Genomic DNA, 23559 nt, shown 5'->3' on the forward strand with positions numbered 1-23559 from the left:
ATGGGTAACAGGGGGCCACGGTGATCGACCTGATCCAGCATCTGCGGCGGGTGAAACTGATCCGCTATTTCGGGGCCAGCGTGATTGCGCTTGCCGCCGATATGGGCAGCTTCCTCGCACTGCTGGCAATGGGCGCGATGGCCGCCCCCGCCTCTGCTGCAAGCTACAGCCTCGGCATTCTAGTTCACTGGCTGATATCGAGCCGCAAGGTCTTTGCCGACAGCGTGGCGACAAGCGGACTTGCGCGCACGCGGCAGAAGGCGCTGTTCGTGATTTCCGCTTTGGCAGGTCTGGGGCTCACTTTCGGCATTGTCTGGGCAGGTGACACGCTGGGCCTTGACCCGCGCCTCGCCAAACTGGTGGCGGTGGGCTTCAGCTTCAGCGTCACCTGGCTGATGCGCACACATTTCGTCTTCCGTGTGCACGCATGAACAGCCCCGCATCTGCGCGCTTTCCGCTGGCGCTGGGCCTTGCCCTGTGGGCAGCGGCGTGGGCGCTGCAACTGTGGATGAACCGCGATATCATCGCAGGCTGGCAATTATCCGATCCCGATGACTTCCTGCGTCTGGTGCAGGTGCGCGATTTGCTCGCCGGGCAAGGCTGGTTCGATCTGACCCAGCACCGCATCAACCCGCCGGGCGGCACGCTGATGCATTGGTCGCGGCTGGTCGATCTGCCGCTGGCAGGGGTGATCGTGCTGCTCACCCCGCTGATCGGGGCACAGGCGGCGGAACAGGCCGCGATGCTGATCGTGCCCGCGCTGACCTTGTTCGCGCTGGTGCTTATCGTGGGGCGGCTGACCGCGCTGCTGGCGGGGCGCACGGCCGCGATTCTTGCCTGCGTGGGGATCGTGTTCCAGCCCATGCTGGGGGTGCAATTGCGCCCGCTGCGGATCGATCATCACGGCTGGCAGATCGTGTGCGTGATGCTGGCCCTGTACCTGCTGCTGCGCCACCGCGGCGCGAAGGGTGCCGCTCTGGCGGGGGCCGCGCTGGCGGTGGGCCTGGCGGTATCGCTGGAAGTGCTCGCGCTGGCAGCCGGGTTTGGACTGGTTTGCTTGTGGCGCTGGCTGATGGAGAAAGACCGCCGCGCACTGCCCGCCTTTCTGGCGAGCCTTGCCGCGACGAGCGCGGCTCTGCTGCTGGCGACGCGTGGGCTGGGCGATCTGGCGGCGCATTGCGACCAGATATCGCCGCCCTACCTTATCGCCATGGGTCTTGCCGCGCTGGGCGCCCTTGCCGTGTCTGGCACGAGGCGGGCCACCCGGCTGCTGCAATTTGTCCTGCTTGCCGCAGCGGGGTCGGCCGGGCTGGCAGCTTTCCTGATCAGCGCGCCGCATTGCACCTCAGGACCGTTTGCCATGCTCGATCCGCTGGTGCGCGATTACTGGTATGTGAATGTCGTGGAAGGCCAGCCGATCTGGCGCGGCTCGTTCGGGCTGGTCGCGCCGGTGCTGCTGGCGGCGCTGGTCGGGTTGGGCGTAATGACCTGCCAGATGCGCGCCGCCAGAAACACAGAGCAGCGGGCGGTGTGGCGCGAATATCTGATCGTCTTTACAGTTACCATGGCCACGGGCCTGCTGGTGCTGCGCACCAATGCGGTGGTGGGTGCGATGGCGCTGCCGCCGATAGGCCTGCTGGCCGCAGGGCTGCTGAGGCGCGCGGTGGAAAGCGTGCGTCCCCTGGCCAAGTTTGGCTATGCCATGCTTATCGCTGCGTTGCTCGCCCCGGTCATTCCGGCCGCGATGGTTGTGGCGGCATTGCCGCAACTGGGCGGATCAGCCAAAAAGGCGCCCGCCGTGTCGCAATCGCAATGCGCGCTGGCGCAAAGCGCGGCGAAACTGGACCTATTGCCGCCGGGGCTGATTTTCGCACCGCTCGATGTGGGGCCACAGATCCTGTCTGGCAGCCGCCACGCCGTGGTTGCCACTGCGCATCACCGCGCGGCGGCCGCCATGCATGATGTGATCGCCGCCTTCATCGCCGCGCCGCCGGAGGCCGAAGCCATCGTGCGCGGCCACGGTGCCGATTATCTGCTGATCTGCCACGAACTGGCCGAGCCGAGGCTCTATGCCCGCCGCGCGCCCGATGGCCTTGCCGCCAGACTGGCGGCGGGCGACGTGCCCGCGTGGCTCAACTCGGTGTATATCGGTCTGCCGCCGGGCCTCTCGCTCTACCGCGTCACGCCTCGGCCGGACGGAACACCAGCGCCACGCCGTTGATGCAGTGCCGCTTGCCCGTGGGGGGCGGGCCATCGTCGAACACATGGCCCAGATGCCCGCCGCAGGTGCCGCAATGCACTTCGCGCCGCGGATAGCCGAGGTGGTAATCGGTGGAATAGCCCACCGAATTGGGCACTTCGCGATAGAAGCTGGGCCAGCCGGTGCGGCTGTTATACTTCGTGCGCGAGGAATAGACGGCCGTGTCGCACCCTGCGCAGTGATAGGTGCCTTGGCGCCGTTCGTCATTCAGCGGCGAGGTATAGGGCCGCTCTGTCCCCGCTTGCCGCAGCACGCGAAACTGTTCGGGCGTCAGGCGGCGGCGCCATTCGTCCTCGGAATAGCGGATGCGGAAATTCTGCTGCGCGCTGGCGGGCGATCCGCAAGCGGCCAAAACGGGTACGGCAATGCCGGCACACAGCCAACCCAGCGCGGCGCGGCGATTGAGGCGATCAACGGGCATGAAGACTCTCCTGTCAGCCCTTCCCCGAACCCTTGCTGAATAACCCGGAAAACAGCGTTTTCATAGAGCGCGGCTTGCCACCTCCGCCAGCGCCCGATTTCATCACTTTGCGCCGGAACAGGCTGGCACCGGCGCGCACGAAGATTGCCACCCACATCGCCTGCCATGCCAGCGCCAGCAGATGCGGCCAGACCGCCTCGTCCACCGCGCCACGCGCCAGCATGGCGAAGGGGGAGGACAGCGGAAAGGCAATTGCGGCATATTCCAGCGCGGTGCCGGTCTGCGTCACCGCCAGGCTGGCGACGAAGAAGATCAGCACCTGCGCCATGGTAACGGGCATCGACAGCGTCTGCACTTCGCGCACCGTGGCAGCCATCGATCCCACCGCCAGGAATACCGATCCCAGCAGCAGGTAACCCATCGCGAAATAGGCCGCGCCGAGCGCGAAGAACAGCGGCCAGCCCACGCCCGGATTGGCAAATTCGGACAGCGAAAGGCCCGCCAACGAGAGGCCCGCCGCGCCTACTGTGCCCCACACGGTGATGCCGACAATGGAAATGCCCAGCATGGCGAACAGCTTGCCGAGGAACAGCGCGTCCATCGGTATAGCGGCGGCGAGGATCTCGATGATCTTGTTGCCTTTTTCCTCCACCAGATTGGACAAGACCATGCTGGCCAGCAGCATGATGAGCAGGAACAGCAGCAATTGCCCCGCCTGCGCAGTCTGGATGCGGCCGCGTGTTTCGCTCGCGCCGCTGGTGGCAACGGGGCTGGCAGTGACCGGCGGCAATGTGGCGGGCGGCCCGGCTGCAGCATTGGCAGCGATCAGGCCTACTGCGCCTCGCCAGCGTTCCAGATTGCCCGGCGGCGCGTAAAGCTGCGGATTGGCCAGCGTGCCGGTGACCACGGCAGCCAGCCGCTCCTCGCGGTTTGCCAGAAGGGCGGCAGGATCGAGATCGGGCGCCGGTTCTATCGCGACAAAGGGCGGCACGGCGGCGCCCACCTGGCTGGCCAGCGCATCGCGTGCAGCGATCATCGCGGCGGTGTCATCGGGCTGCATGGCTATGCCCACCTGCGCGGCCATCGCCTCGCTCTGCACCTGCGCACCCACGCCGCCCGCCAGTGCGCCAACCACAATGGGGAAAAGCGGGCCGAGCAGGAAGAAGATGAACGCCCGGCTCATCAGGATGGCGAGGAAATCGCGCCGCGCCACGACATAGGCGGCGCGCCACAGCGGCAGGCGGGAGGATTGCGGAAGCGACGCCATCACGCGTCCTCGCCCGCATCAGAAGTGACGAGACGCGCGGCGGCGGCCTCCCCCGCAATCGCGACAAAGGCATCGTGCAGCCCGGCGCGCTCGATGCTCAGCGACCTGATGCCCGCCTCCGCGTCGATCAGGGCGCGCAGCAGCGGCTCGACCCCGGTTTCGGGCAAGGGGAAGAACCAGAATCGGCCCTCATGCCGCGCATCATCAGGCAAGGCGGTGCGCCAGGGGCCGTCATTCGCGCTGGTTTCCAGCCGCACCTGCGCGGGAATGCGGTCGCGCGCCTCGTCCACGCGCCCCGCAAAGGGCACGCGTCCCCCGGCGATGATGGCGATGCTTTCGCATAGGCGTTCGGCATGGGCGATGACATGGGTGGAGAAGATTACCGTCACGCCCTTGTCAGCAAGGCTGCGGATCAGCACTTCCAGCTTGCCCTGATTGATCGCGTCAAGGCCCGAAAACGGTTCGTCAAAAACCACCAGCTGCGGGTCGTGCACCAAAGTGCCGAGAAGCTGGACGATTTGCGCCATGCCTTTGGACAGATGACGGATCTGCTTGTCTGCCGCATGGCCAAGGCCGTGGTTTTCCAGCAGCGCACGCCCGCGTTTGCGCCCTTCGCCCAAAGGCAGGCCGCGCAGCGCGCCCATGAAGGCGATGGCCTCCACCGCCTTCATCGCAGGGTAAAGCCCGCGTTCCTCCGGCAGATAGCCGATCAGCCGGGCGACATCGCGCGGGTTTTCGTGCCCCAGCACGCGGCGGATGCCCTCGTCGGGATCGATGATGCCCAGCAGCATCCGCAGCGTCGTGGTCTTGCCCGCACCATTGGGGCCAAGGATGCCGGTGATCGACCCCCGCCGCACGGTGAGGTCCACCCCGTCCACCGCCAGCGTTTCGTCGAACCGCTTGACGAGGCCGCGCGCCTCTATTGCCAGCATGTCATCGGGGGGTGTCGCAATTGCCATGCTGCCGGGTTACAGGCCAAGGATGAACAGGGGCAAGTGCGATCATGGTTAACGCCGCAGCTGTTGCGCAGCTTCAGCGGGGCTTGCGCGCCAAGGCGGCGGAGCTCGGCTTTGCCGATCTCGGCTTTGCCCCCGCGGCGGACGACCCGCTGCGCGCCGCGCGGCTGCACGAATGGCTGGCGCTGGGTTATCACGGCACGATGGGCTGGATGGCGGACCGCGCCGATGTGCGGCAGGGCCCGCAAAGCATGTGGCCCGATGCCGCCAGCGTGATTGCGCTCGCCATGTCCTATGCGCCGACAAGCGATCCGCTGGCGCTGGAAGGGGATGCGGAAAAGGCGCGCATTTCGGTCTATGCGCAGGGGCGCGATTATCACGATGTGCTGAAAAAGGCGGCGAAGGCGCTCGCCCGCTGGCTGGTGGCCGAGGCGGAAGGGATGGGCCTCGACATGGCGCTGAAAGTGTTTGTCGACACCGCCCCGGTGATGGAAAAGCCGCTGGGCGAGGCGGCGGGGCTGGGCTGGCAGGGCAAGCATACCAATATGGTCAGCCGCGCGCATGGCAGCTGGCTGTTCCTTGGCGCAATCTACTGCACCTTGCCCTTCGCGCCCGATGCGCCTGGCAAGGATCGCTGCGGATCATGCACCGCGTGCCAGACCGCCTGCCCGACGCAAGCTTTCCCCGCGCCCTATCGCCTCGATGCGCGGCGCTGCATTTCCTACCTCACGATCGAGCACAAGGGGCCGATCCCGGAGGAGTTCCGCACCGCGATGGGCAACCGCATCTATGGCTGCGACGATTGTCTGGCGGTGTGCCCGTGGAACAAGTTCGCCGATACCGCCGCGCGTCATGCTGCCTTCGTTCCGCGCGAGGAGCTGGTCGCGCCCGATCTTTCGGAACTGCTGCGGCTGGACGATGCGGCATTCCGGGCAAAGTTTTCGGGCAGCCCGATCAAGCGCATCGGGCGGGACCGCTTTGTGCGCAATTGCCTGATCGCGGCGGGGAACAGCGGCAATGCGGCATTGTTGGCGCAGGTGAGCGCGCTGCGCAGCGATGCCGACCCGGTGGTGGCAGAGGCGGCCGACTGGGCCTTTGCGCAGCTTACAGCAGATCCTTGAGCGCCACGCTTTCGTCAGCTAGCGCCGCCGCATCCGCTTCCGCGCGCGCCTTCACCAGCTTCTGCCCCTGCACGTAATCCTTGGTGCGGTTCACCGCATCGACGGCGATCACGCGCCCGTCTTTGAGGTAGATGACCGAGAAACTGCGCGTGGCAGGATCGCCGCGCAGCACCGCTGTATCGTGACCCAGCGACAGGCCAGCGGTTTGCAGGCGCAGATCGTACTGGTTCGACCAGAACCACGGCAGCGCGTCATAGGGGACCGGCTGGCGGCAGATCGCGCGCGCCACCACGCCCGCCATATCGTGCGCGTTCTGCACGCTTTCGAGGCGGATCACCGCGCCATCGGCATAGGGGTTGGCGTGCGCCGCGCAGTCCCCGATCGCGTGGATATGCGGCAGGCTGGTGTGGCAATATTCGTCCACATCCACGCCGTTCGCTCCGGCTGCGCCGGCCGCGATCAGCGGGGCGACCGCAGGCACGATGCCGATGCCCACCACCACCATGTCGCAGGCGATGTCCTCGCCAGTTGCAAGGCGAACTCCAGTAACCGTGTCCTCCCCCAGCACCGCTTCCAGTGTCGATTCGAGGCGCACATCGACGCCGTGCGCGCGGTGCTCGGCGGCGAAGAAAGCGGACAATTGCTCTCCCGCCACGCGGGACAGCAGGCGCGGGGCGCTTTCCAGCAGCGTCACATGACAACCCAGCTTGGTCAGCACCGCAGCCGCTTCCAGCCCGATATAGCCGCCGCCGACCACCACCACGCGGCGCTTGCCAGCCGCAAGATCGGCCACCAGTGCATCGACATCGCGCTTGTCGCGCACGGCGTGCACGCCCGGCAGATCGCCGCCGGGGCAGGATAGCCGCCGCGCATCGCCGCCTGCGGCCCAGATCAGTTCGCCATATGCCACCGTTCCCCCGCGCGAGAGGGTGAGCTTTTGCGCCGCCGGATCGACGCGCGTGACGCTGGTGCCCAAGAGCAGCCCAATGTCCTTTTCCGCCCAGAAACTTTCAGGCCGGATCAGCAGCCGGTCGAATGGCTTGTCGCCGGCCAGATATTCCTTCGACAAAGGCGGGCGTTCATACGGGGGCACCCGGTCGCGGCCGATCATCAGGATCGACCCGGCATATCCGTTCAGGCGCAGCGAAATGGCAGCCTGCGCGCCGCCATGGCCGGTGCCCACGATCACCACATCGGCGAATTGCGCATTGCTGTCTGTCATGCGGACAAGCGTTTGCCAGCTTTGCCGCCCCCGTCAAGAAAGCTGCGCCGACGAAAGCGTTTCAGACCATCAGCACGCCCCGTGCCTGCCCCGCGATCTGCGCCAGCATGGCCGGGGTGGGCGTACCGCTGGCGCGTGCGCGGGCGATGGAGGAGGAAAGGCGCGCAATTGCCGCTTCGTGGCTGACGCACCATTGCGCCACACTGTCATCCAGCGATGCCCCCTGATCGGCCCCCAACCTGCGCAGGAAATCGAACCGCATCTGCTGGAAATCGCGCGCCAGCCCCGCCACCAGCAACCGTTCCCACGGATCCGCCGGGCTCATCAAAGCGGCGCAGCCTTGCGCCCAGTCGATCCCCAGCGCGCTGCCCAGCGAAATGAAAGCGGCGGCAAGCTCCACCGGCGGCCGGCCGCTGTCCTGCGCCAGCGCGGCCAGGCCGATTGCGCCGTCCAGCGCGTAAAGCTGTCCCACGCTTTGCGCCAGCCGGGGCGGTGCGCCAAGGTCGGCAAGCTGCGCGCGGATCGAATCGGCTTGCGCGCGCGCTTCGCTGCCCAGCAGGCGTTCGGCCTTGGCCGCCAGTTCCGCCACCAGCGGGGCCAGCGCGGCGACCGACCCGGCGCAGGCGCGCGCGCGCAGCAGATCGGCCATGTGCCCGCGCAAGGCCTGTGCGGCACGGGTAAGCAGCGCCACGCGCGCGGCTTCTGGCATGGCGGCATTTTCCGCCTCGCGCCACAGCCTATCCATGTCCAGCAGGGCGCAGGCGGCCACGAAGGCAGAGCCCACTTCGGCCAGCGATGCGCCTTCCTCCTCGGCCAGTTCAAAGGGGTGCACGATGCCCATGCGGTTGATGGCGCGGTTGGCGATGGAGGTTGCCAATATCTCTTTGCGCAGGCGGTGGTTGAGCAGTTGCGCGCGGAACCGTTCCTGCATCTGCGGCGGGAAATCGGCCAGAACCAGCGCATCGCCTGCTTCGTCCAGCGCCGGCGGTTCGCGCTCCAGCGCATCCTGCATCGCCAGCTTGGCGCTGGACAGGAGCACGGCAAGTTCAGGGCGGGTCAGGCCGCGCCCTTCGGCGGCGCGGCGCGCCAGCGCATCGTCCGGGGCGAGCCCCTCGGTCTTGCGGTCGAGATGCCCGCTGGCCTCCAGCGCGGCAATGACGCGCGAAACCGGCGCGGTGGCCTGCGCGCCGCCCGCCTCGGCGATTGACAACGCCAGCGCCTGCAGCCGGTTGTCTTCCAGCACCAGCGCGGCGACATCGCCGGTCATTTCGGCCAGAAGGGCGTTGCGTGCGTCCAGTGGCAATTCGGGCGCGGCGGCGAGAGCGATCTTGATGTTCACCTCGTTGTCGGAACAATCGACCCCGGCTGAATTGTCGATGAAATCGGTGTTGATGCGCCCGCCCGCGCCATCCGCGCCGCGCAGCGCAAATTCGATGCGGCCGGCCTGCGTCACGCCCAGATTCGCCCCTTCGCCAATCACCTTCGCACGCACATCGGCGCCGTTGACCCGCAAGGCATCGTTGGCGGGATCGCCCACATCGGCGTGGCTTTGCCCTTCGGCCTTCACATAGGTGCCGATGCCGCCAAACCAGAGGAGGTCGACCGGACTTTTCAGGATCGCGGATATCAGGCTTTCAGGGTCGAGCGCGGCATCGGAAATGCCCAGCGCCGCGCGAACCTCCTTCGACAGCGGAATCTGTTTCAGGCTGCGCGGGAACACGCCGCCGCCCTTGGAAATCAGCGCGGGCTTGTAATCGGCCCAGCTCGACCGGGGCAAGCCGAACAGGCGCTTGCGTTCCTTCCAGCTGGCCGCCGGATCGGGATCGGGGTCGAGGAAAATGTGGCGGTGATCGAACGCGGCGACCAGCTTGATTGCCTTGCTCAGCAACATGCCGTTGCCGAAGACATCGCCCGACATGTCGCCGCATCCGGCCACGCGCACCGGCTGTTTCTGCACATCCACGCCCATTTCGGCAAAGTGGCGCTGCACCGAAATCCATGCGCCGCGCGCGGTGATGCCCATCGCCTTGTGATCGTAGCCGTTCGATCCGCCGCTGGCGAAGGCATCGCCGAGCCAGAAGCCATGTTCGGCCGCAATGGCATTGGCGGTGTCGGAGAAGGTGGCGGTGCCCTTGTCCGCCGCGACCACGAAATAGGGATCGGGCCCGTCATGCACCACCACGCCGTGCGGATGCACCACGCGGCCATCGACGATGTTGTCGGTAACCGACAGGAGCGTTCGGATGAAAACTTGGTAGCTGGCCTTGCCTTCCGCCGCCCATCCTTCGCGGTCGGTTGCGGGATCGGGCAATTGCTTGGGGTAGAAACCCCCCTTCGCGCCGGTAGGAACAATCACCGCGTTCTTCACGCGCTGTGCCTTCATCAGGCCAAGGACTTCGGTGCGGAAATCGTCGCGCCGGTCGGACCAGCGCAGTCCCCCGCGAGCCACGGGGCCCGCGCGCAGGTGAATGCCTTCGACGCGCGGCGAATAGACGAAGATCTCGCGCCACGGCACCGGGCGCGGAAGGCCGGGCACGCGCGCGGAATCGAACTTGAATGCCAGCGCTTCCTGCTCTGCCGCGGCAAAGGCGTTGGTGCGCAAAATGGCGGCCATGCTGTTCCAGTAGAGGCGCAGGATGCGGTCATCGTTGATCGCGGCCACATTGGCGAGGCCAGCCTTGATCGCCTCGTCCGCCTTGGCGATGGCGGCGACCCGGTCGCCGGCAAAGTCGGGATCATGCGCGGAGCAGAAGCGGCGGATCAGCGCGGCGGTGACGGAAGGCGCCGCTACCAGCGCATCGACCACCGAATAGATGGTGAAGGCAATGCCTGTTTGCCTGAGATAACGGTAGAAGGCGCGAAGCCAGTCTGCCCCAACCGCATCCAGCGCGTTGGAAATGACCAGCCGGTTGAATACATCATCCTGCGCCCGCCCGTTGAGCACCGCGGTTATCGCGGTTTCGATCACGTCCGTGCGCGGCAGCACGTCGTCCGTGGTACGGGCGGTTGGCAAGCCCAGCACGAAATCATGGATAGCCGCACTGCCTTCTCCGGCAAGCTGGGTCGGGTATTCTGACAGCACGCGGAAGCCGAAATTTTCGAGTGCGGGCACCGCGTCGGACAGCGCCAGTGGCCCGCCCGCCTGATAGATCTTCAGCCGCAAACGGTCATCGGGATCGCTCGGCAAACGGTAAAGTCGTGCGTCGCGGCCCAGCGGTTGCGCGTGCCGGTCGGCGCCAAGGTGACGCAGCCGGATGATGTCGCGCGCGGCCTCCTGCGCACCGTAAGCTGTGCGGTAGCTCGGCGGGAATGCGTCTGCATGGCGCAGCGCCAATGCGGCGGCGCGTCCCTTTTCGCCCGCTGTTCCTTCGGGCACTGCGGCAAGCGCCGCTTCCACCGCGTCGCGCCAGCCGCGCAGCATATCCTGCAGCCGGGCATCGAGCGCTGCCACATCGGGCTTCCGGGCCGAGCCGCGCGCGTCGAGAACATAGCGCAGCATGGCCAGATTCTCGCCTTCCACCGCCAGGGCCCAATCGAGCGTGGAGGTGCCAGTGCCTTCCTCCAGCAGAGCCTGGATCTGCAGGCGCGTGGCGGTAGAAAGCGAGTCGCGCGGCAGCCAGACAAAGGCGAACAGATGCCTCTCCAGCGGAGCGACGACCACGGCAAGGCGCGGGCGCGGGCGGTCGATCAGCGCCATCATCGCCGTGGCAATGCGCATCGTGTCGGCCTGCGCAAATCCGATCACCAGATCGTGCGGGAGAACCGACAGCGCGTGGACCAGTGCCTTGTGATCGTGGCTGCCGGGGACAAAGCCCAGTTCACGCGAAATGGCGGCGAGTTGCTGGCGCAGCACCGGCACCTCCTGTGGCGGCGTGCCGAGCGCGGCGCTGGTCCAGATGCCGGCATGGACCGATAGTCCCGCCAGTTCGCCTTGCTCGATAATGGGCACGATGATGAGATCGAGCGGAACCCGGCGGTGCACCAGGCTGATGCGGTTCGCTTTCACGATCAGTGCGTGGCGGCGTCGCGTCTTGGGCTTGAACCAGGCAAAGGCGCGGTCCCAACTTGCCTCTGCCAGCACTGCCCCGTCCGCCGCGCTGCTGCGGCAGATGCCCAGTGCCGATGTGGCCCGTCCGTCGGCCCGGCGCATCATATGACCCAGCTGCGTCAACATTCCGCCTGCCAGCCAGCGCAGCAAGGCGCCCGATTCGCCATCGGCCAGCAGCGCCGCATCGCTTTCCATCGCTGCACGCATGGCCGGCCAATCGGCAACCGCGGCGCGCACATCGGCCAGCGCCTCGGCAATCGCGCCTTCGAGCGCGCGCCGCTGCCGCGCATCCACGCGGTCGGTTTCGATATAGATGAAGCTTTCGCGGATGCTGCCGGGCGCGTCCGCATCGGGCAAATCGACAAGCTGGCGCGCCGTGTCCCGCACCACCGGCACGATCGGGTGCAGCAGCAGATCGACCGCCAATCCGGCATCGGCCAGCGTGCGGCTGACCGAATCGACAAGGAAGGGTACGTCGCGGTTGATGACCGCGATGCGTGTGGCGCGTCGCGATCCGCCCAGGCCTTCGGCAACGCTGCGGATCAGGATCGCCGGCTTGCCTTCCGCCCGATGCCGGGCGGCTTCCAGCAGAAAGGCAGCGGCATCCTCCAGCGCTTGCGGCGGGGGTGTCTCCTCACCCGGCAGGATTGAGGCAGCCATGCTGCGCGCAAGTATCGCTGCCCATGGGCGCGCGGTGACGGTCATGCTTTCAGGCCCTCTGCCGGTCATTCGGCTGAGCCATCCTAATGCGCGGATATCTACAAACCAGCCGAAAAAGTTAGGTTTGAAACCGGATGCGGCTGGTTTCCTTGCGAAACAGGTATCTAGCTCTTGCGGCTTTCACCTGCATCGGCGCTGCGCGCGCGGATCATCGCGGATGTTTCACGGCTGCTGTCATGGCTCCAGCCCGGTTCGCGCCAGATATAGCCGAGCTTGTGCCGCCAGGGCGCCGCCCTTAGGTCGGCGGCAATGGCTTTCCATTCGTGAAAGGCGGCGGTCAGGATGTTGAAACTGCCCAATTGCTGCACCAGGCCATAGCGGATCGGCTGGCCCTCCAGCTCGCGCTGGAAAGTGCCGAACAGCTTGTCCCATACGATCAGCGTTCCGGCGTAATTGCGGTCGAGATAGAGGCCGTTTACCGCGTGATGCACACGGTGATGCGAAGGCGTGTTGAACACCGCCTCGAACCAGCGCGGCAACCGTCCGATCGCCTCGGTATGGATCCAGAACTGGTAGATCAGATTCAGCCCGGCGCAGGTCAGGATCATCCCCGGTTCGAACCCGGCGGCGGCGAGCGGCAGGCGAAAGACGAAGGACAGCGCGAAAAAGCCCGTCCAGGTCTGACGCAGCGCGGTGCTGAGGTTGTAATGCTGGCTGGAGTGGTGGTTGACGTGGGATGCCCAGAACCAGCGCACCCGGTGACCGGCACGGTGCAGCCAGTAATACGCAAGATCGTCGAGCACGAAGCACAGCGGCCAGGCCCACCACACCCACCCGACGGAAAGCGGGGAGATCGTGTGCACCCAGACCAGCATCGCCGCCACTGCGCCCGCGCTCAGCGCTCCGGCGATTACACTGCCCAGCCCCAGTCCCAGCGAGACTGCCGTGTCGCGCACTTCATAGGCCCGCAGGCGCCCATTTCGCCTCGCCCACGCCATTTCGAGCGCTATCAGCAGCACGAAAACCGGGATGGCATAGGGAAGGGGATCAAACGCGGTCATGCGCGGCCTTGCACATGGTGGGGCCGCGCCTTGCCTGGCTGGGCTCGCTCAAGGAGCTTCAGCCAACTATCGGCCGCTTTGCCTGCGTCGATTTGGACAGTTCGGTCGTGCAGGTGCAGCGCCAATTGCGTGCCCTGCGACTCGGCCGCCGCGCCGTCGCAGCGGCGCGCAGTGAAGTGCGCGCCGTGCGGAAGGATGAGCACGAGACGGCCCTGCGCGTCCGCGATCAGCGCGTGGCGCCTGTCGGCGGACAGCAGCACATCCTTGCCCGCAAAGCCGCCGGGCAGGCTGGCGGCCAGATCCAGCGCCTCGGCCTCGCTCTCAAGCTGCGCATCGCCGCGAAACCCCGCAGCCCATGCCAGTGCGACAAGCCCGCTCACGGCCAGCGCGGCCAGCAGCAGGGGCACAGGCCCGCCCACGGCTCACCCTTTTGCCGTGGCAGCGAGTTGCTGAAGCATGCCTGAAAGCGGAGAGACATCATACCCTGCCTGCGCGGCGGCATTGGCGATGGCAGCGGGATCCTGCCCGGCCTTTGCCTGTGCCAGCGCCCACAGGAAGGTCGATCGTGTTCCCGATCGGCAATAGGCGAGCGCCGGCCCTTTTGCGGCGGCAAGAGCCTTGCCCAGTTCCTCCACCTGTTCGAGCGAGAACCCGGCATGTGTCACGGGAATGGCGCAATAGGCCATGCCGTGCGCGCGGGCGGCCGCGGCAATTGCCTCGCCCGGCACCTGATCGGGGCTTTCGCCCTCTGGCCGGTTGTTGATGATCAACGCGAAGCCCAGCCGTGCGGCCTCAGCCACATCGTCGAGGCCGATTTGCGGGCTAGCCCAGACCGAATCGGACAATTGCCTGAAATCACTCATCTTCCTGCCTCTCTATGCCAGCGCTCTGCGGGGCGCGGGGAGCGCGTTTCCCGCTCCGTCTCTGCCGAGGTTTGGCGCACCTTGTCGTGCCTCTTTGCGCTGTCTCAGGCAACTTGTGCAAGAGAGCGGCGCAATATTGTTCGCCACCTGCAAATTTCTGCGATATAGCTAGGGGGGTGAAGTGGTGGACAGAACCTTCGCTTCCACTCGGCCGGAGATCGTCCGGGCCGCCGGGTGCACGACAAGGGCGGGATTGAAGGTTGTTGGAGTACATGGGTTACGACAGAGGTCGTCGCGGCCGGGGGCGCGACAAGCGGGATGGTTTCGGGGAAGAAGGTTTCGATCCTTTCGGTGGCCCCTCGCCATCTTTTGGCGAGAATGACTGGCGTGGCGGCGGCGACCGTTTCGGCGGCGGTGACCGTTTCGGCGGTGGTGACCGGTTCGGCGGCGGTGATGATCGCGGCGGTCCGCGCGGCGGCTTTGGCGCACGGGGACCGGGTGCGGGCGGCGGCGGTCCGCGCGGCGGCGGGATGCCGGCGCAGGTTGTGGGCACCGGTCAGGGCAAGGTAAAGTTCTTCAACGCGCAGAAGGGTTTCGGCTTCATCCAGCGGGATGAGGGCGGCGAAGATGTGTTCGTGCATATCAGCCAAGTGGAGCGTGCCGGACTGACTTCGCTTGCCGAAGGGCAGGAACTGCAGTTCAATCTTGTGGATCGCGGCGGCAAGGTGTCCGCGGCTGATCTGCAGGTTGTCGGCGAGGTGATCGCGGCAGCGCCGCGCGCCCCGCAGCGCGAACTTACCGGAGAGAAGGCCGTCGGCACCGTCAAGTTCTTCAACGCAATGAAGGGCTTCGGTTTCATCACGCGCGACGATGGCAAGGAAGATGCCTTCGTGCATATCAGCGCGGTTGAACGGTCCGGCCTTCCGGGCATTCAGGAAGGCGACCGGTTCGAATTCGATCTGGAAGTTGACCGACGAGGCAAGCACTCGGCTGTCAACCTGGCGCCGGTTCGCGACTGATTCGCGAATCGCTGCTGGTCTGGCGGCCGGGTTTGACCGGCCGCCGCACTAGTCCTAGATGATGGAACATGGTGCAGGCGGCCGATCGGTCGCCATTTTGCGTTAAACAGACATTGTTCCAAAGGATTTCCAGATGTCCATCACTCCGCTGATGCCGGTCTATCCCCGGTGCTCGGTCCGGCCGGTTGCGGGCGAGCATTGCCACCTGATCACCGAAGACGGGACGCGGTATCTCGATTTCGCATCGGGTATTGCGGTCAACCTGCTGGGCCATTCGCATGAGGGCCTGATTTCTGCGATCCAGCGTCAGGCGGCAACGCTGATGCACGTGTCCAACCTCTATGGCAGCCCACAGGGCGAGGCGTTGGCCCAGCGACTGGTGGACATTACTTTTGCCGACACGGTTTTCTTCACCAATTCGGGTGCCGAAGCGGTCGAGGCGGCGATCAAGACCGCGCGCGCCTATCACCAGGCCGGCGGCGATACGACGCGGTACGAGCTGATTACCTTCAACAACGCCTTCCACGGACGCACGATGGCCACGATCAGCGCATCCAGCCAGGAAAAGATGCACAAGGGCTTCGCCCCGCTCCTGTCGGGCTTCCGTTATGTCGAATTCAACGATCTGGAAGGGGCCAGGGCGGCGATCGGGCCGCAGACTGCCGGTTTCCTGGTCGAGCCGATCCAGGGCGAAGGCGGCATTCGCGTGGGCACGCCCGAATTTATTCGCGGCCTGCGGGAACTGGCGGACGAGCATGATCTGATGCTCGCCTTTGACGAGGTGCAGTGCGGCGTTGCTCGCACTGGCACCTTCTACGCCTATGAACAATACGGAGTGGAGCCGGATATTCTCGCCACGGCAAAAGGCATTGGCGGCGGTTTTCCGCTCGGCGCGTGTCTTGCCACGGAAAAGGCGGCGCGCGGCATGACCTTTGGCTCGCATGGATCGACGTATGGCGGCAATCCGCTGGCAATGGCAGCGGGCATGGCGGTGATGGATGCGGTGGCCAACCCGCAATTCCTTGCCGACGTGCGCGAAAAGGGCGAGCGGCTGCGCACCCGGCTGGAGCAGTTCATTGGCAATTATCCCGAACTGTTCGAAGGCGTGCGGGGGATGGGCCTGATGCTGGGGCTGAAATTGCGGAGCGAGCCGCGCCCCTTCATGGTGCACCTGCGCGACAATCACCAGTTGTTGACGGTTGCCGCGGCGGACGACACGCTGCGGATCCTGCCGCCGCTGGTCATCGGTGATGCCGAGATCGACGAGTTCATGGAAAAGCTTTCTTCCGCCGCTGCGAGCTATGCGGTGCCGGAGGCCGCGTAATGGCGCTGCGGCATTTCCTCGACCTGTCCGATGCGGGCGGTGATGCCATCGCGGCGATGCTGAGCGATGCGCTCCACCGCAAGTCGGCGCGCACGGGGTGGCCCAAGGCTCAGCCCGATGCCGATGCTCCGCTGGCGGGCAGGGTTCTGGCGATGGTGTTCGAGAAGAACTCGACCCGCACGCGTGTCAGCTTTGATATCGCCATTCGCCAGTTGGGCGGCGTTCCGCTGATCCTGGATGCGGGGACCAGCCAGCTGGGTCGGGGCGAAAGCATTGCCGATACGGCACGGGTGCTGGGCCGGATGGCGGATGCGATCATGGTGCGTACCGATGATCACGCCAAGGTGGAGGAAATGGCCCGTCATGCGGGGGTGCCGGTTATCAACGGCCTGACCGACCGTTCGCATCCCTGCCAGATCGTCGCCGACCTGCTCACCATCGTCGAACACGGCAAGGCCCTGCCCGGCCTGCAAATGGCGTGGCTGGGCGATTGCAATAATGTGATGAATTCGCTGGTGGAAGCGGCCGGCCTGATGAAATTCGCCATTCGTATCGGCACACCAGCAGGTTATGTGCCCGATGCCGCTTATGTCGAGACGGCAAGGGCACGTGGCGGTACGGTGACGGTTACGCATCAGGCATCGGAAGCAGCGGCGGATGCCGATATCGTTGTGACCGACACCTGGATCTCCATGGGGCAGGCACATGCACAGGATAAGCTGGCGGAGCTTGCGCCCTATCAGGTGAATGCCGCGCTTATGGCTAAGGCCAAAAGGAATGCCCTTTTCCTGCATTGCCTGCCTGCGCATGTCGGAGATGAGGTGACCGCGGACGTTTTCGAAGGCCCGCAATCGGTTGTCTTTTGCGAGGCGGAAAACCGCATTCACGCGCAGAAGTCTATCCTGCTGTGGTGTTTCGGCCTGCTGGGGTGATGGCGGGTTAACTTCCGCCCTGCGTCACCTATATGGCCGGAATGACCGATACGCCCACGCCCATGCCCGAAACGGGATCCGACCAGCTGCTTGGCTTCACCATTGCTGCGCGCAATTGCCGCGGGCGCATAGTGCGGCTGGACAATGTGCTGGACGAGATTCTCGCGGCGCATGATTATCCCCCCGCCATCAAGCTGGTGCTGGCCGAGGCGCTGGTGCTGACAACGCTGATGGGCGGATTGCTTAAAGAGCAGGATGACCAGCTTACTCTCCAGGCGCAGGCGAAAGGCGGAGTGATTTCCTTGCTGGTGTGCGATTACCGCAATGGCGAATTGCGCGGCTATATTGAGCATGACCCGGCCGAGTTCGACACATTGGGCGCCAATCCCGGGCTGACCGAACTGTTCGGGGAAGGCTATCTCGCAATCACGTTCGATATGGCAGGCCCTGCGCAGCGGTATCAGGGTATCGTCCCACTCGAGGGTGCGAACCTGACCGGCGCCGTTGAGGCCTATTTCGCGCAAAGCGAACAGGTGCCCACGCTGATCCGCACAGCCGTGCGGTCGGGCGCCGCCGGCAATGTGGCGGCAGGCATGCTTGTGCAGCATCTGCCCGACGGGGAGGAAGGGCGTGAGCGGTTGCATGTGCGCTTCGATGAACCGGAATGGGAACATGTCAGCGTGCTGGCCGCCTCAGTCAGCCCGGCTGAGCTTCTTGAACAGGATTTGTCATTGGAATCGATCCTTTGGCGGCTGTACCATGAAGAGGAAGCAATCTTGGTGTCCCCCGGCGCTCGCCTGGTTCGCGGTTGCCGCTGCACCTTGGTGCATTTCGAGGAGGTGCTCGCCCGCTTTGCCAAGGAGGATCGGCGCGAAATGGCAAATGAAGACGGTGTGATCCTTGTAGATTGCGCGTTTTGTTCACGCCAATTCCGTGTGCAGGATTGACCGATTTGAACGAGGCGAATTTGCGATCGCCGCAATATCTCGTTCATCCGTACGCCTGCAAAAGCCTGGCCTGACGGGATCCTTACCGCGTTCAGGAGTGTGCGATGGTTCAACCAAGGAAAGTGCGAAAGGAGCTGGCTGCAGCCGTGATCTTGTGCACTGCTGCATTTCCTGTTGCTGCCCAAGCGCCCGAACTGGCGATGCTTGCTGGGTTGGCAAAGGGCAGTTGGGAATTCCGGGTACGCCACGGAGACGCGCCGGCAGCAGTCTGTGTGCGCAGCGGTAGGGAACTCGTCCAGATCAGGCATCGTCAAGCGGGCTGTTCGCAATATGTGGTGGATGATCAGCCCAATTCCGTGACCGTGCAATATACCTGCCGCGGCGATGGGTATGGCCGAACGACGATCCGGCGGGAGGACAGCCGGCTTGTTCAGATCCGAAGCCAGGGAATGCAGGGAGGAATGCCTTTCACCATTGAGGGTGAGGCCCGACAGACAGGTAGCTGCTGACCGCCGAGGAATTTGCCGCTTGCCCAAGACGGGCCATGTGGCTTAGCCCCGGATCATGCAAACTTCCCTGCAAAGCGCCGTGATCCTCTTGTCGGGCGGTCTCGATTCCATGGTCGCGGCCGGCATTGCGCGGGAACAGGGATTTGCAATCAACGCGCTGACGATCGATTACAACCAGCGCCACCGGCGGGAAATCGAGAGTGCGAGGCACATCGCCGCGATGCTGGGAGCGCAGCGGCATGTCGTGCTCCCGCTCGATCTGCGGCAATTTGGCGGTTCAGCACTGACGGATGATATTGCAGTTCCAAAAGGCGGGCTGGAGGAAGGCATACCGGTCACTTACGTGCCCGCTCGCAATCTCGTATTCCTTTCTCTTACGCTGGCTTGGGCCGAAGCAATCGGGGCGCACGATATCTTTATTGGCGTGAACGCGCTCGATTATTCGGGCTATCCCGATTGCCGCCCCGATTTCATTGCAAGTTTCCAGGAGACAGCGCGCCTTGCCACGCGTGACGGCGTGACAGGCAAGCCCTTCACCATTCACGCGCCGCTGCAATTCTGGGGCAAGGCGCGCATTGCGAGCGAGGCTGTGCGGTTGGGGCTCGATCCGGCGATGAGCTGGTCATGCTATGACCCCGATCCCGGTGGTGCGGCATGCGGCCTTTGCGACAGTTGCCGCCTGCGCCGCAAGGGCTTTGCTGATGCCGGACTTTTCGACCCGACGCCCTACGCGGCAAATCCGGAACCGGAGGAATGACGCCCGCCACAGGTGAGACGGAGGAATGCCCTGAAGCCGTTCCACCTTACAGCTGGTATGCTCTGGGCGTTCTTTTCCTCGTTTACCTCGTCAATTTCGTTGATCGCCAGATTCTGTCGATTCTGGCCAACGATATCAAGGCCGACCTTGGGATCGGCGATGCGCAGCTCGGCTTTCTCTATGGCACAGCCTTTGCCATCTTCTATGCCTTGTTCGGGATCCCCTTGGGGCGCCTGGCTGACGGGTGGCATCGCCTGCGCTTGCTGAGCATGGGACTTGCGCTGTGGTCTGCCATGACCATGCTATCAGGGTTTGCGCGCAATTTCGCCATGTTGACCGCCGCGCGCATTGGCGTGGGCGTGGGCGAGGCGACTGCGAATCCCTGCGCCTATTCCCTGATCGCCGACTGGTTTCCAAGGCGATTGCGCGCGACCGCCTTGTCCATTTACGCATCAGGTCTGTTCGTGGGCAGCGGACTATCGCTCGTCCTCGGCGGGGCGATTGTCGAGAGCTGGAACAACACCTGGCCCGGCGGCGGCCCCTTGGGCCTTGCGGGATGGCAGGCCGCCTTTGTAATCGTAGGATTTCCCGGCCTTGTTCTTGCCCTGTGGGTACTGAGCTTGAAGGAGCCGCTGCGGGGCATTCTTGAAGGCGAGGCGGGTGTGAACCGGCCAAATGCTTGGCGCATTTTCCTCACGGAAGTTGCGCTGATACTGCCCCCTTTCACCCTGTTCGGCGCCGCGCAAAGGGGCGCGCGCGCCTTTGCAGTGAATGTGGCCGCCGCCTGTCTTTTCACCATTTCGGCGGCTGTCGCTATCCGCACAATGGGCAACCCGGCGCAGTTCATTCTCATCGGGATTGGCTTTTATGCGACCTTCACCTGGGCAACCGCGCTAAGGGCACGCGATCCGGAAACCTTTCAGTTTACCTGGGGGTCTGCCGCATTCATGGGAGTGGTGCTGGTCTATGCCTGCGTCAGCTATGTAGGCTATACAGTCACATATTGGGCCGCTCCCTATGCTGAGCGGACATTTGCCTTCAGCAAGACTGACCTTGGCTGGGTGATCGGCGCACCCAATGCCTTGGGTGGCTTTCTTGGCGTTCTGCTTGGAGGTTGGCTGGCAGACAGATTGGCCCGCCGATTTGTAGCCGGGCGCATTTTGGTTGCCTTGATCGCGCTGGGCGGATCGGTGCCCCTTGTGGCGATCGGCTACGGATCGGCGTCCAGCACGACATTCCTGCTGTGCAATTTCCTTATGCAGGCATGCACGGCTTCAGCGCTGGGCGCTTGCGGTGCAGCCAGCCTGGCGCTGGTGCGGCCGCAGATGAGGGGAACGGCAACGGCGATTTTCCTGCTGGGAGCAACGCTGATTGGTCTGGGATTTGGCCCATTTGTCGCCGGATTTGTTTCGGAACAGACGGGCGAGTTGGCAAACGGAGCAAAGGCCTCGTTGGTGGCAGTTGTCCCTGGGCTGGTGGCGCTTGCGGTTGTTGTGTGCTGCTACTCCCGTTCGCTTGCCCGATTGGGTTAGGTATTCGGGAGCAGTCCGGCCGCCAACAGTGCTGCGATGAGGGCATCTAGCGTCGCGCGCGCTTCGACGTCGATCACGGTTCCGCCTTGCGGGCCAGGCACGGCAGCGGCCATGTGCCAGCCGTTGGCGAAGCGCATTATCTGTCCGGCGGATTCATTGAACACGGTCATGCCCGAACGCGGCGCAATGAACAGCCAATTGCCCGCCTGAAATCCGGCAAGATGGCCATTTCTTCCCGTCCACCCCGCTGTGGGAGCGTTGCCCACCAGCCAGCAATCGCCGGGTTGCGGAGACGCTGGCGGCGAGTTGGTGATGCCCTTGATCGCCGGATGCAGAAGCAAGTCGGTGCGCGCGGCGACCTCATTCAGGAAGATCTCCTTCTGCGCCTGACCGGTAAAGAGGAAGGGCAGAGCATAGCGCGCTGTAGCGGAATTGAAGGTGACGGGATCGCTCATCAGAAGAGCCTTTCGCTTGTCAGGACAGGATGTGGAGCAGGAGCGGGTCGGATTGGGCCTGACTTCCCACCTGCCTTACCCAGATCGGCTGGCCGGGAAATTGGGCCTGCAGCACGGAGTATTGCGCGGCTGGCAGCAGATGTTGAGGGGCTGTTACCTCCCAAACCAGCGAAGGTGCGGCCGGATCGCCAACCCCCACGCGGTACCGCTCTGCCTCTTCGACCAGTGGGACCTCCACTGCCTCCGGCCAGGCCCAAGCGCCTCGCGCGCGCCGTGTCCAACCAAGCCAGAGGTCTCCGGAGGTGTGCTGCACGATCCGCGGATGCACCGGGGCCAGCGGTCTCTGCCCGACACCCGCCGGGGCGATCTGGGCATAGACTGGTTCGGAATCGGCGAGGCCGCTGGCAGCTATATGCGTCGCCGTGCTGGCCATGGTGGGATCGATCCGAACCACCGCATCGTTCAGCAAGACAAAATGCGTGCCTGGGGGATGGACCTGCCCGGCGAAGCGCTCGGTGCCGCCGACGCCGCGCAGCAATCCGCTCAATGCCCAGCGCCGTCCTTCGACATGGTGGGCCTGTGCGAACTGAATCAGCTCTTCGCCCAGCAAGGCCCGGTTGGCGCCGTTTGCCAGAGCATCGAGGCTGGCGGAAGTCAGCACGAGATCCGGGGCAAGGAGCTCGACTTCCAGACGGGCTTGCCGATCGATCAGCGCAGGATCACCGGCTGGCAGCGGCGCGGACAGACTTCCCATGACGCAGCGTTGCCTGCCAGTGCTTCCCGCAGGTTTCAGGACGGGTCCGTCCTGCACGAACAGGGCAGCGCCCTTCCAGCCTGCGGATTCTGAAGATGCAGCCGCATGGATGGCGCGGTTGGAGGCTGCTCCGTTGCCATCCCAAGGGAGCTCGAAAGCAAACAGATGGGTTGGGGTCGCCTGCAGGTCGCGCGGCGCGCGTGCTTCGCCTGCGTCGGCCGCCTGTGTGCGCATTGGCCCGTGCGGAAGGCGCAGCAGATCAAGTTCCACCCCCGTCTCGCGCCATTCCCATGCCTCAATGCGCCAGATGCCGCGCCGCCCTGGAACACGCACCAGGGTTCCGGGTTCGAGGCCGGGATCGAGTTCCGCCATTCGCCAGGACAGGCGTTCATGGCCCCAGGCTGCGCGCTCTGCCGCCTGATTGGCGAGGCGGCGGGCATCCTGCGCGGCAAGCGCGCCAGGAAATTCGATGATGCGGTTGCGGCCGGGAATGGAGCGGCCATCGGCGCGTTGCAGTCCCGGCTGGAAGTCACGCGCGAGATCGTAATAGCGCACGCCTTCGGGCACGTCGCGCAGATCAGCCTGACGGCTGCGGCTATGGCCGGATGATGCGCCGAAGCTGTCGCCTGACGGATCGACCGCGGGTGGAGGGAGGAGCACGGCATTGCCCGTGACGTCATCGGTGGAACTGATCGAGACCGTCTGGCCGCTTGCATTGCAGGAAAAGGGATAAAGTTCGCTGATCGTTTCAAGACTGCGGATCAACGGTCCGCCTTCTTCGGTAAATCCGGCAAGCTTGGGCAAGTCATGTGCCACGCTGACAGCCTGATCCTGCGCCGCGATCATCTCACCCAGCGAAACGTCGCCTTCATCAGCGATAATCTCGAAAGTTAGCGCTGGAATACGGTTGCCGAACTCGGCAAGCTCCAGCCCTTCGAATACGCAATAAGCCGTGCCCCGGAATGCCGGGCATTGCGGGCCGCATGCCGATGCCAGCAGCGGGTCGGGTCGTTGATCGCCAAAGCCCCTGTAGAGCCGGAACTGCCCGCCCACCTTGAGGTCACCTGCTGCCCCACGCAGCAGGTTGCCATCCGCCCAGATGCGGCCAATGTCGGTTATCCGGCGGCTGGACAACGCAACGGCGAAGGAAACCGAATAGGAATAGCTGGTGACCGCCGGCTTGCCCTTCCCGCCACCGGTCTTTTCGCGGCTTTCGGTCAGATCGGTGGCCCAGATGATGCTTCCGGGCGCCCGCACCTTGCCGAAATGCCGCGGAACAGGCGAACCGTAGCTGGATGTGGTGAGGCGCAGTTCCTGCAAACGCGAGCCGTCGCGCCGGCCAGATCCGCCAATCGCCTTGTCGATCCGGCTGCCGACAAGCGCGCCGATCGCACTGCCAATCGGGCCGCCGACGGCCATGCCCACGGTGGAGAGCACAAGAGTTGCCATTG

At 64.9% G+C, this 23559-nt stretch carries 20 protein-coding genes; 10 read left to right on the forward strand and 10 right to left on the reverse strand.

Annotated elements, in window-relative coordinates; all coding sequences use genetic code 11:
- The first annotated feature begins 20 nt into the window (after positions 1-20).
- Together WFP39_RS09060 and WFP39_RS09065 are read left to right on the forward strand one after the other, a co-directional pair.
- Positions 21-431: a GtrA family protein gene (locus WFP39_RS09060; RefSeq protein ID WP_336919142.1), complete on the forward strand. Its 411-nt coding sequence runs from the start codon at positions 21-23 to the stop codon at positions 429-431.
- On the forward strand, positions 428-2221 hold the full coding sequence (locus tag WFP39_RS09065) for a hypothetical protein (protein WP_336919144.1): 1794 nt from the start codon (positions 428-430) through the stop codon (positions 2219-2221). The genes WFP39_RS09060 and WFP39_RS09065 overlap by 4 nt, the downstream gene beginning before the upstream one ends.
- Here WFP39_RS09065 and msrB read toward each other — a convergent pair.
- The 3 genes from msrB to WFP39_RS09080 are packed head-to-tail and all read right to left on the reverse strand — an operon-like array spanning position 2181 to position 4907.
- Entirely contained in the window at positions 2181-2681 is a 501-nt protein-coding gene (gene msrB / locus WFP39_RS09070) for a peptide-methionine (R)-S-oxide reductase MsrB (protein ID WP_336919145.1), read from the reverse strand. The two genes, WFP39_RS09065 and msrB, sit on opposite strands and share 41 nt — an antisense overlap.
- Before the next feature lie 13 nt (positions 2682-2694).
- Entirely contained in the window at positions 2695-3948 is a 1254-nt protein-coding gene (locus WFP39_RS09075; protein ID WP_336919146.1) for an ABC transporter permease, read from the reverse strand.
- Positions 3948-4907: an ABC transporter ATP-binding protein gene (locus WFP39_RS09080; RefSeq protein ID WP_336919148.1), complete on the reverse strand. Its 960-nt coding sequence runs from the start codon at positions 4905-4907 to the stop codon at positions 3948-3950. Before WFP39_RS09080 ends, WFP39_RS09075 begins: the two co-directional genes overlap by 1 nt.
- Before the next feature lie 44 nt (positions 4908-4951).
- Between WFP39_RS09080 and queG the strand changes: the two genes are divergently transcribed.
- Complete coding sequence (queG, locus tag WFP39_RS09085) at positions 4952-6025, forward strand: tRNA epoxyqueuosine(34) reductase QueG (protein ID WP_336919149.1); 1074 nt, start codon at positions 4952-4954, stop codon at positions 6023-6025.
- On the opposite strand, the gene WFP39_RS09090 is transcribed toward queG, so the two are convergent.
- The 5 genes from WFP39_RS09090 to WFP39_RS09110 form a co-directional block, all read right to left on the reverse strand.
- Entirely contained in the window at positions 6009-7247 is a 1239-nt protein-coding gene (locus WFP39_RS09090; RefSeq protein ID WP_336919150.1) for an NAD(P)/FAD-dependent oxidoreductase, read from the reverse strand. The two genes, queG and WFP39_RS09090, sit on opposite strands and share 17 nt — an antisense overlap.
- Positions 7248-7308: 61 nt before the next feature.
- Entirely contained in the window at positions 7309-12024 is a 4716-nt protein-coding gene (locus WFP39_RS09095; protein ID WP_377923359.1) for an NAD-glutamate dehydrogenase, read from the reverse strand.
- Positions 12025-12119: 95 nt separating this feature from the next.
- Positions 12120-13016, reverse strand: a complete 897-nt coding sequence (locus WFP39_RS09100) for a sterol desaturase family protein (protein ID WP_336919151.1) — start codon at positions 13014-13016, stop codon at positions 12120-12122.
- Entirely contained in the window at positions 13013-13435 is a 423-nt protein-coding gene (locus WFP39_RS09105) for a hypothetical protein (RefSeq protein ID WP_336919153.1), read from the reverse strand. Before WFP39_RS09105 ends, WFP39_RS09100 begins: the two co-directional genes overlap by 4 nt.
- Before the next feature lie 3 nt (positions 13436-13438).
- Positions 13439-13879: a protein tyrosine phosphatase family protein gene (locus WFP39_RS09110; protein ID WP_336919155.1), complete on the reverse strand. Its 441-nt coding sequence runs from the start codon at positions 13877-13879 to the stop codon at positions 13439-13441.
- 272 nt (positions 13880-14151) lie between these two features.
- Here WFP39_RS09110 and WFP39_RS09115 point away from each other — a divergent pair, with 272 nt between their 5' ends.
- The 7 genes from WFP39_RS09115 (at position 14152) to WFP39_RS09145 (ending at position 20899) form a co-directional block, all read left to right on the forward strand.
- Entirely contained in the window at positions 14152-14898 is a 747-nt protein-coding gene (locus tag WFP39_RS09115; RefSeq protein ID WP_336919157.1) for a cold-shock protein, read from the forward strand.
- A gap of 133 nt (positions 14899-15031) precedes the next feature.
- Positions 15032-16222, forward strand: a complete 1191-nt coding sequence (locus WFP39_RS09120) for an aspartate aminotransferase family protein (protein WP_336919159.1) — start codon at positions 15032-15034, stop codon at positions 16220-16222.
- Entirely contained in the window at positions 16222-17154 is a 933-nt protein-coding gene (gene argF / locus WFP39_RS09125; RefSeq protein WP_336919161.1) for an ornithine carbamoyltransferase, read from the forward strand. Before WFP39_RS09120 ends, argF begins: the two co-directional genes overlap by 1 nt.
- Positions 17155-17195: 41 nt before the next feature.
- Positions 17196-18101 (forward strand): Hsp33 family molecular chaperone HslO, encoded by a 906-nt coding sequence (gene hslO / locus WFP39_RS09130; protein WP_336919162.1) that lies wholly within the window; start codon positions 17196-17198, stop codon positions 18099-18101.
- Positions 18102-18301: 200 nt separating this feature from the next.
- Positions 18302-18610, forward strand: coding sequence for a DUF3617 domain-containing protein (locus tag WFP39_RS09135; RefSeq protein ID WP_336919225.1), 309 nt, complete (start codon positions 18302-18304; stop codon positions 18608-18610).
- Between the two features lie 55 nt (positions 18611-18665).
- Entirely contained in the window at positions 18666-19367 is a 702-nt protein-coding gene (gene queC, locus WFP39_RS09140) for a 7-cyano-7-deazaguanine synthase QueC (RefSeq protein ID WP_336919163.1), read from the forward strand.
- Positions 19364-20899, forward strand: a complete 1536-nt coding sequence (locus tag WFP39_RS09145) for a spinster family MFS transporter (RefSeq protein ID WP_336919164.1) — start codon at positions 19364-19366, stop codon at positions 20897-20899. Before queC ends, WFP39_RS09145 begins: the two co-directional genes overlap by 4 nt.
- Here the strand turns inward: WFP39_RS09145 and WFP39_RS09150 are convergent.
- Positions 20896-21354, reverse strand: a complete 459-nt coding sequence (locus WFP39_RS09150; RefSeq protein ID WP_336919165.1) for a DUF2793 domain-containing protein — start codon at positions 21352-21354, stop codon at positions 20896-20898. The two genes, WFP39_RS09145 and WFP39_RS09150, sit on opposite strands and share 4 nt — an antisense overlap.
- A gap of 19 nt (positions 21355-21373) precedes the next feature.
- Positions 21374-23557 (reverse strand): phage tail protein, encoded by a 2184-nt coding sequence (locus WFP39_RS09155; RefSeq protein WP_336919166.1) that lies wholly within the window; start codon positions 23555-23557, stop codon positions 21374-21376.
- Positions 23558-23559: the final 2 nt, after the last annotated feature.

This window comes from Alteraurantiacibacter lauratis (genome assembly GCF_037154155.1).
In the GTDB taxonomy this organism is placed as follows: Bacteria; Pseudomonadota; Alphaproteobacteria; order Sphingomonadales; family Sphingomonadaceae; genus Alteraurantiacibacter; species Alteraurantiacibacter lauratis.

Coding starts and splice junctions, on each gene's coding strand:
- hslO (WP_336919162.1), top strand. CDS start 17,196: ATGACCGATACGCCCACGCCCATGCCCGAAACGGGATCCGACCAGCTG.
- WFP39_RS09065 (WP_336919144.1), top strand. CDS start 428: ATGAACAGCCCCGCATCTGCGCGCTTTCCGCTGGCGCTGGGCCTTGCC.
- msrB (WP_336919145.1), bottom strand. CDS start 2,681: ATGCCCGTTGATCGCCTCAATCGCCGCGCCGCGCTGGGTTGGCTGTGT.
- WFP39_RS09150 (WP_336919165.1), bottom strand. CDS start 21,354: ATGAGCGATCCCGTCACCTTCAATTCCGCTACAGCGCGCTATGCTCTG.
- queG (WP_336919149.1), top strand. CDS start 4,952: ATGGTTAACGCCGCAGCTGTTGCGCAGCTTCAGCGGGGCTTGCGCGCC.
- WFP39_RS09080 (WP_336919148.1), bottom strand. CDS start 4,907: ATGGCAATTGCGACACCCCCCGATGACATGCTGGCAATAGAGGCGCGC.
- WFP39_RS09145 (WP_336919164.1), top strand. CDS start 19,364: ATGACGCCCGCCACAGGTGAGACGGAGGAATGCCCTGAAGCCGTTCCA.
- WFP39_RS09120 (WP_336919159.1), top strand. CDS start 15,032: ATGTCCATCACTCCGCTGATGCCGGTCTATCCCCGGTGCTCGGTCCGG.
- WFP39_RS09095 (WP_377923359.1), bottom strand. CDS start 12,024: ATGACCGGCAGAGGGCCTGAAAGCATGACCGTCACCGCGCGCCCATGG.
- WFP39_RS09100 (WP_336919151.1), bottom strand. CDS start 13,016: ATGACCGCGTTTGATCCCCTTCCCTATGCCATCCCGGTTTTCGTGCTG.
- WFP39_RS09155 (WP_336919166.1), bottom strand. CDS start 23,557: ATGGCAACTCTTGTGCTCTCCACCGTGGGCATGGCCGTCGGCGGCCCG.
- WFP39_RS09115 (WP_336919157.1), top strand. CDS start 14,152: ATGGGTTACGACAGAGGTCGTCGCGGCCGGGGGCGCGACAAGCGGGAT.
- queC (WP_336919163.1), top strand. CDS start 18,666: ATGCAAACTTCCCTGCAAAGCGCCGTGATCCTCTTGTCGGGCGGTCTC.
- WFP39_RS09075 (WP_336919146.1), bottom strand. CDS start 3,948: ATGGCGTCGCTTCCGCAATCCTCCCGCCTGCCGCTGTGGCGCGCCGCC.
- WFP39_RS09135 (WP_336919225.1), top strand. CDS start 18,302: ATGCTTGCTGGGTTGGCAAAGGGCAGTTGGGAATTCCGGGTACGCCAC.
- WFP39_RS09110 (WP_336919155.1), bottom strand. CDS start 13,879: ATGAGTGATTTCAGGCAATTGTCCGATTCGGTCTGGGCTAGCCCGCAA.
- argF (WP_336919161.1), top strand. CDS start 16,222: ATGGCGCTGCGGCATTTCCTCGACCTGTCCGATGCGGGCGGTGATGCC.
- WFP39_RS09090 (WP_336919150.1), bottom strand. CDS start 7,247: ATGACAGACAGCAATGCGCAATTCGCCGATGTGGTGATCGTGGGCACC.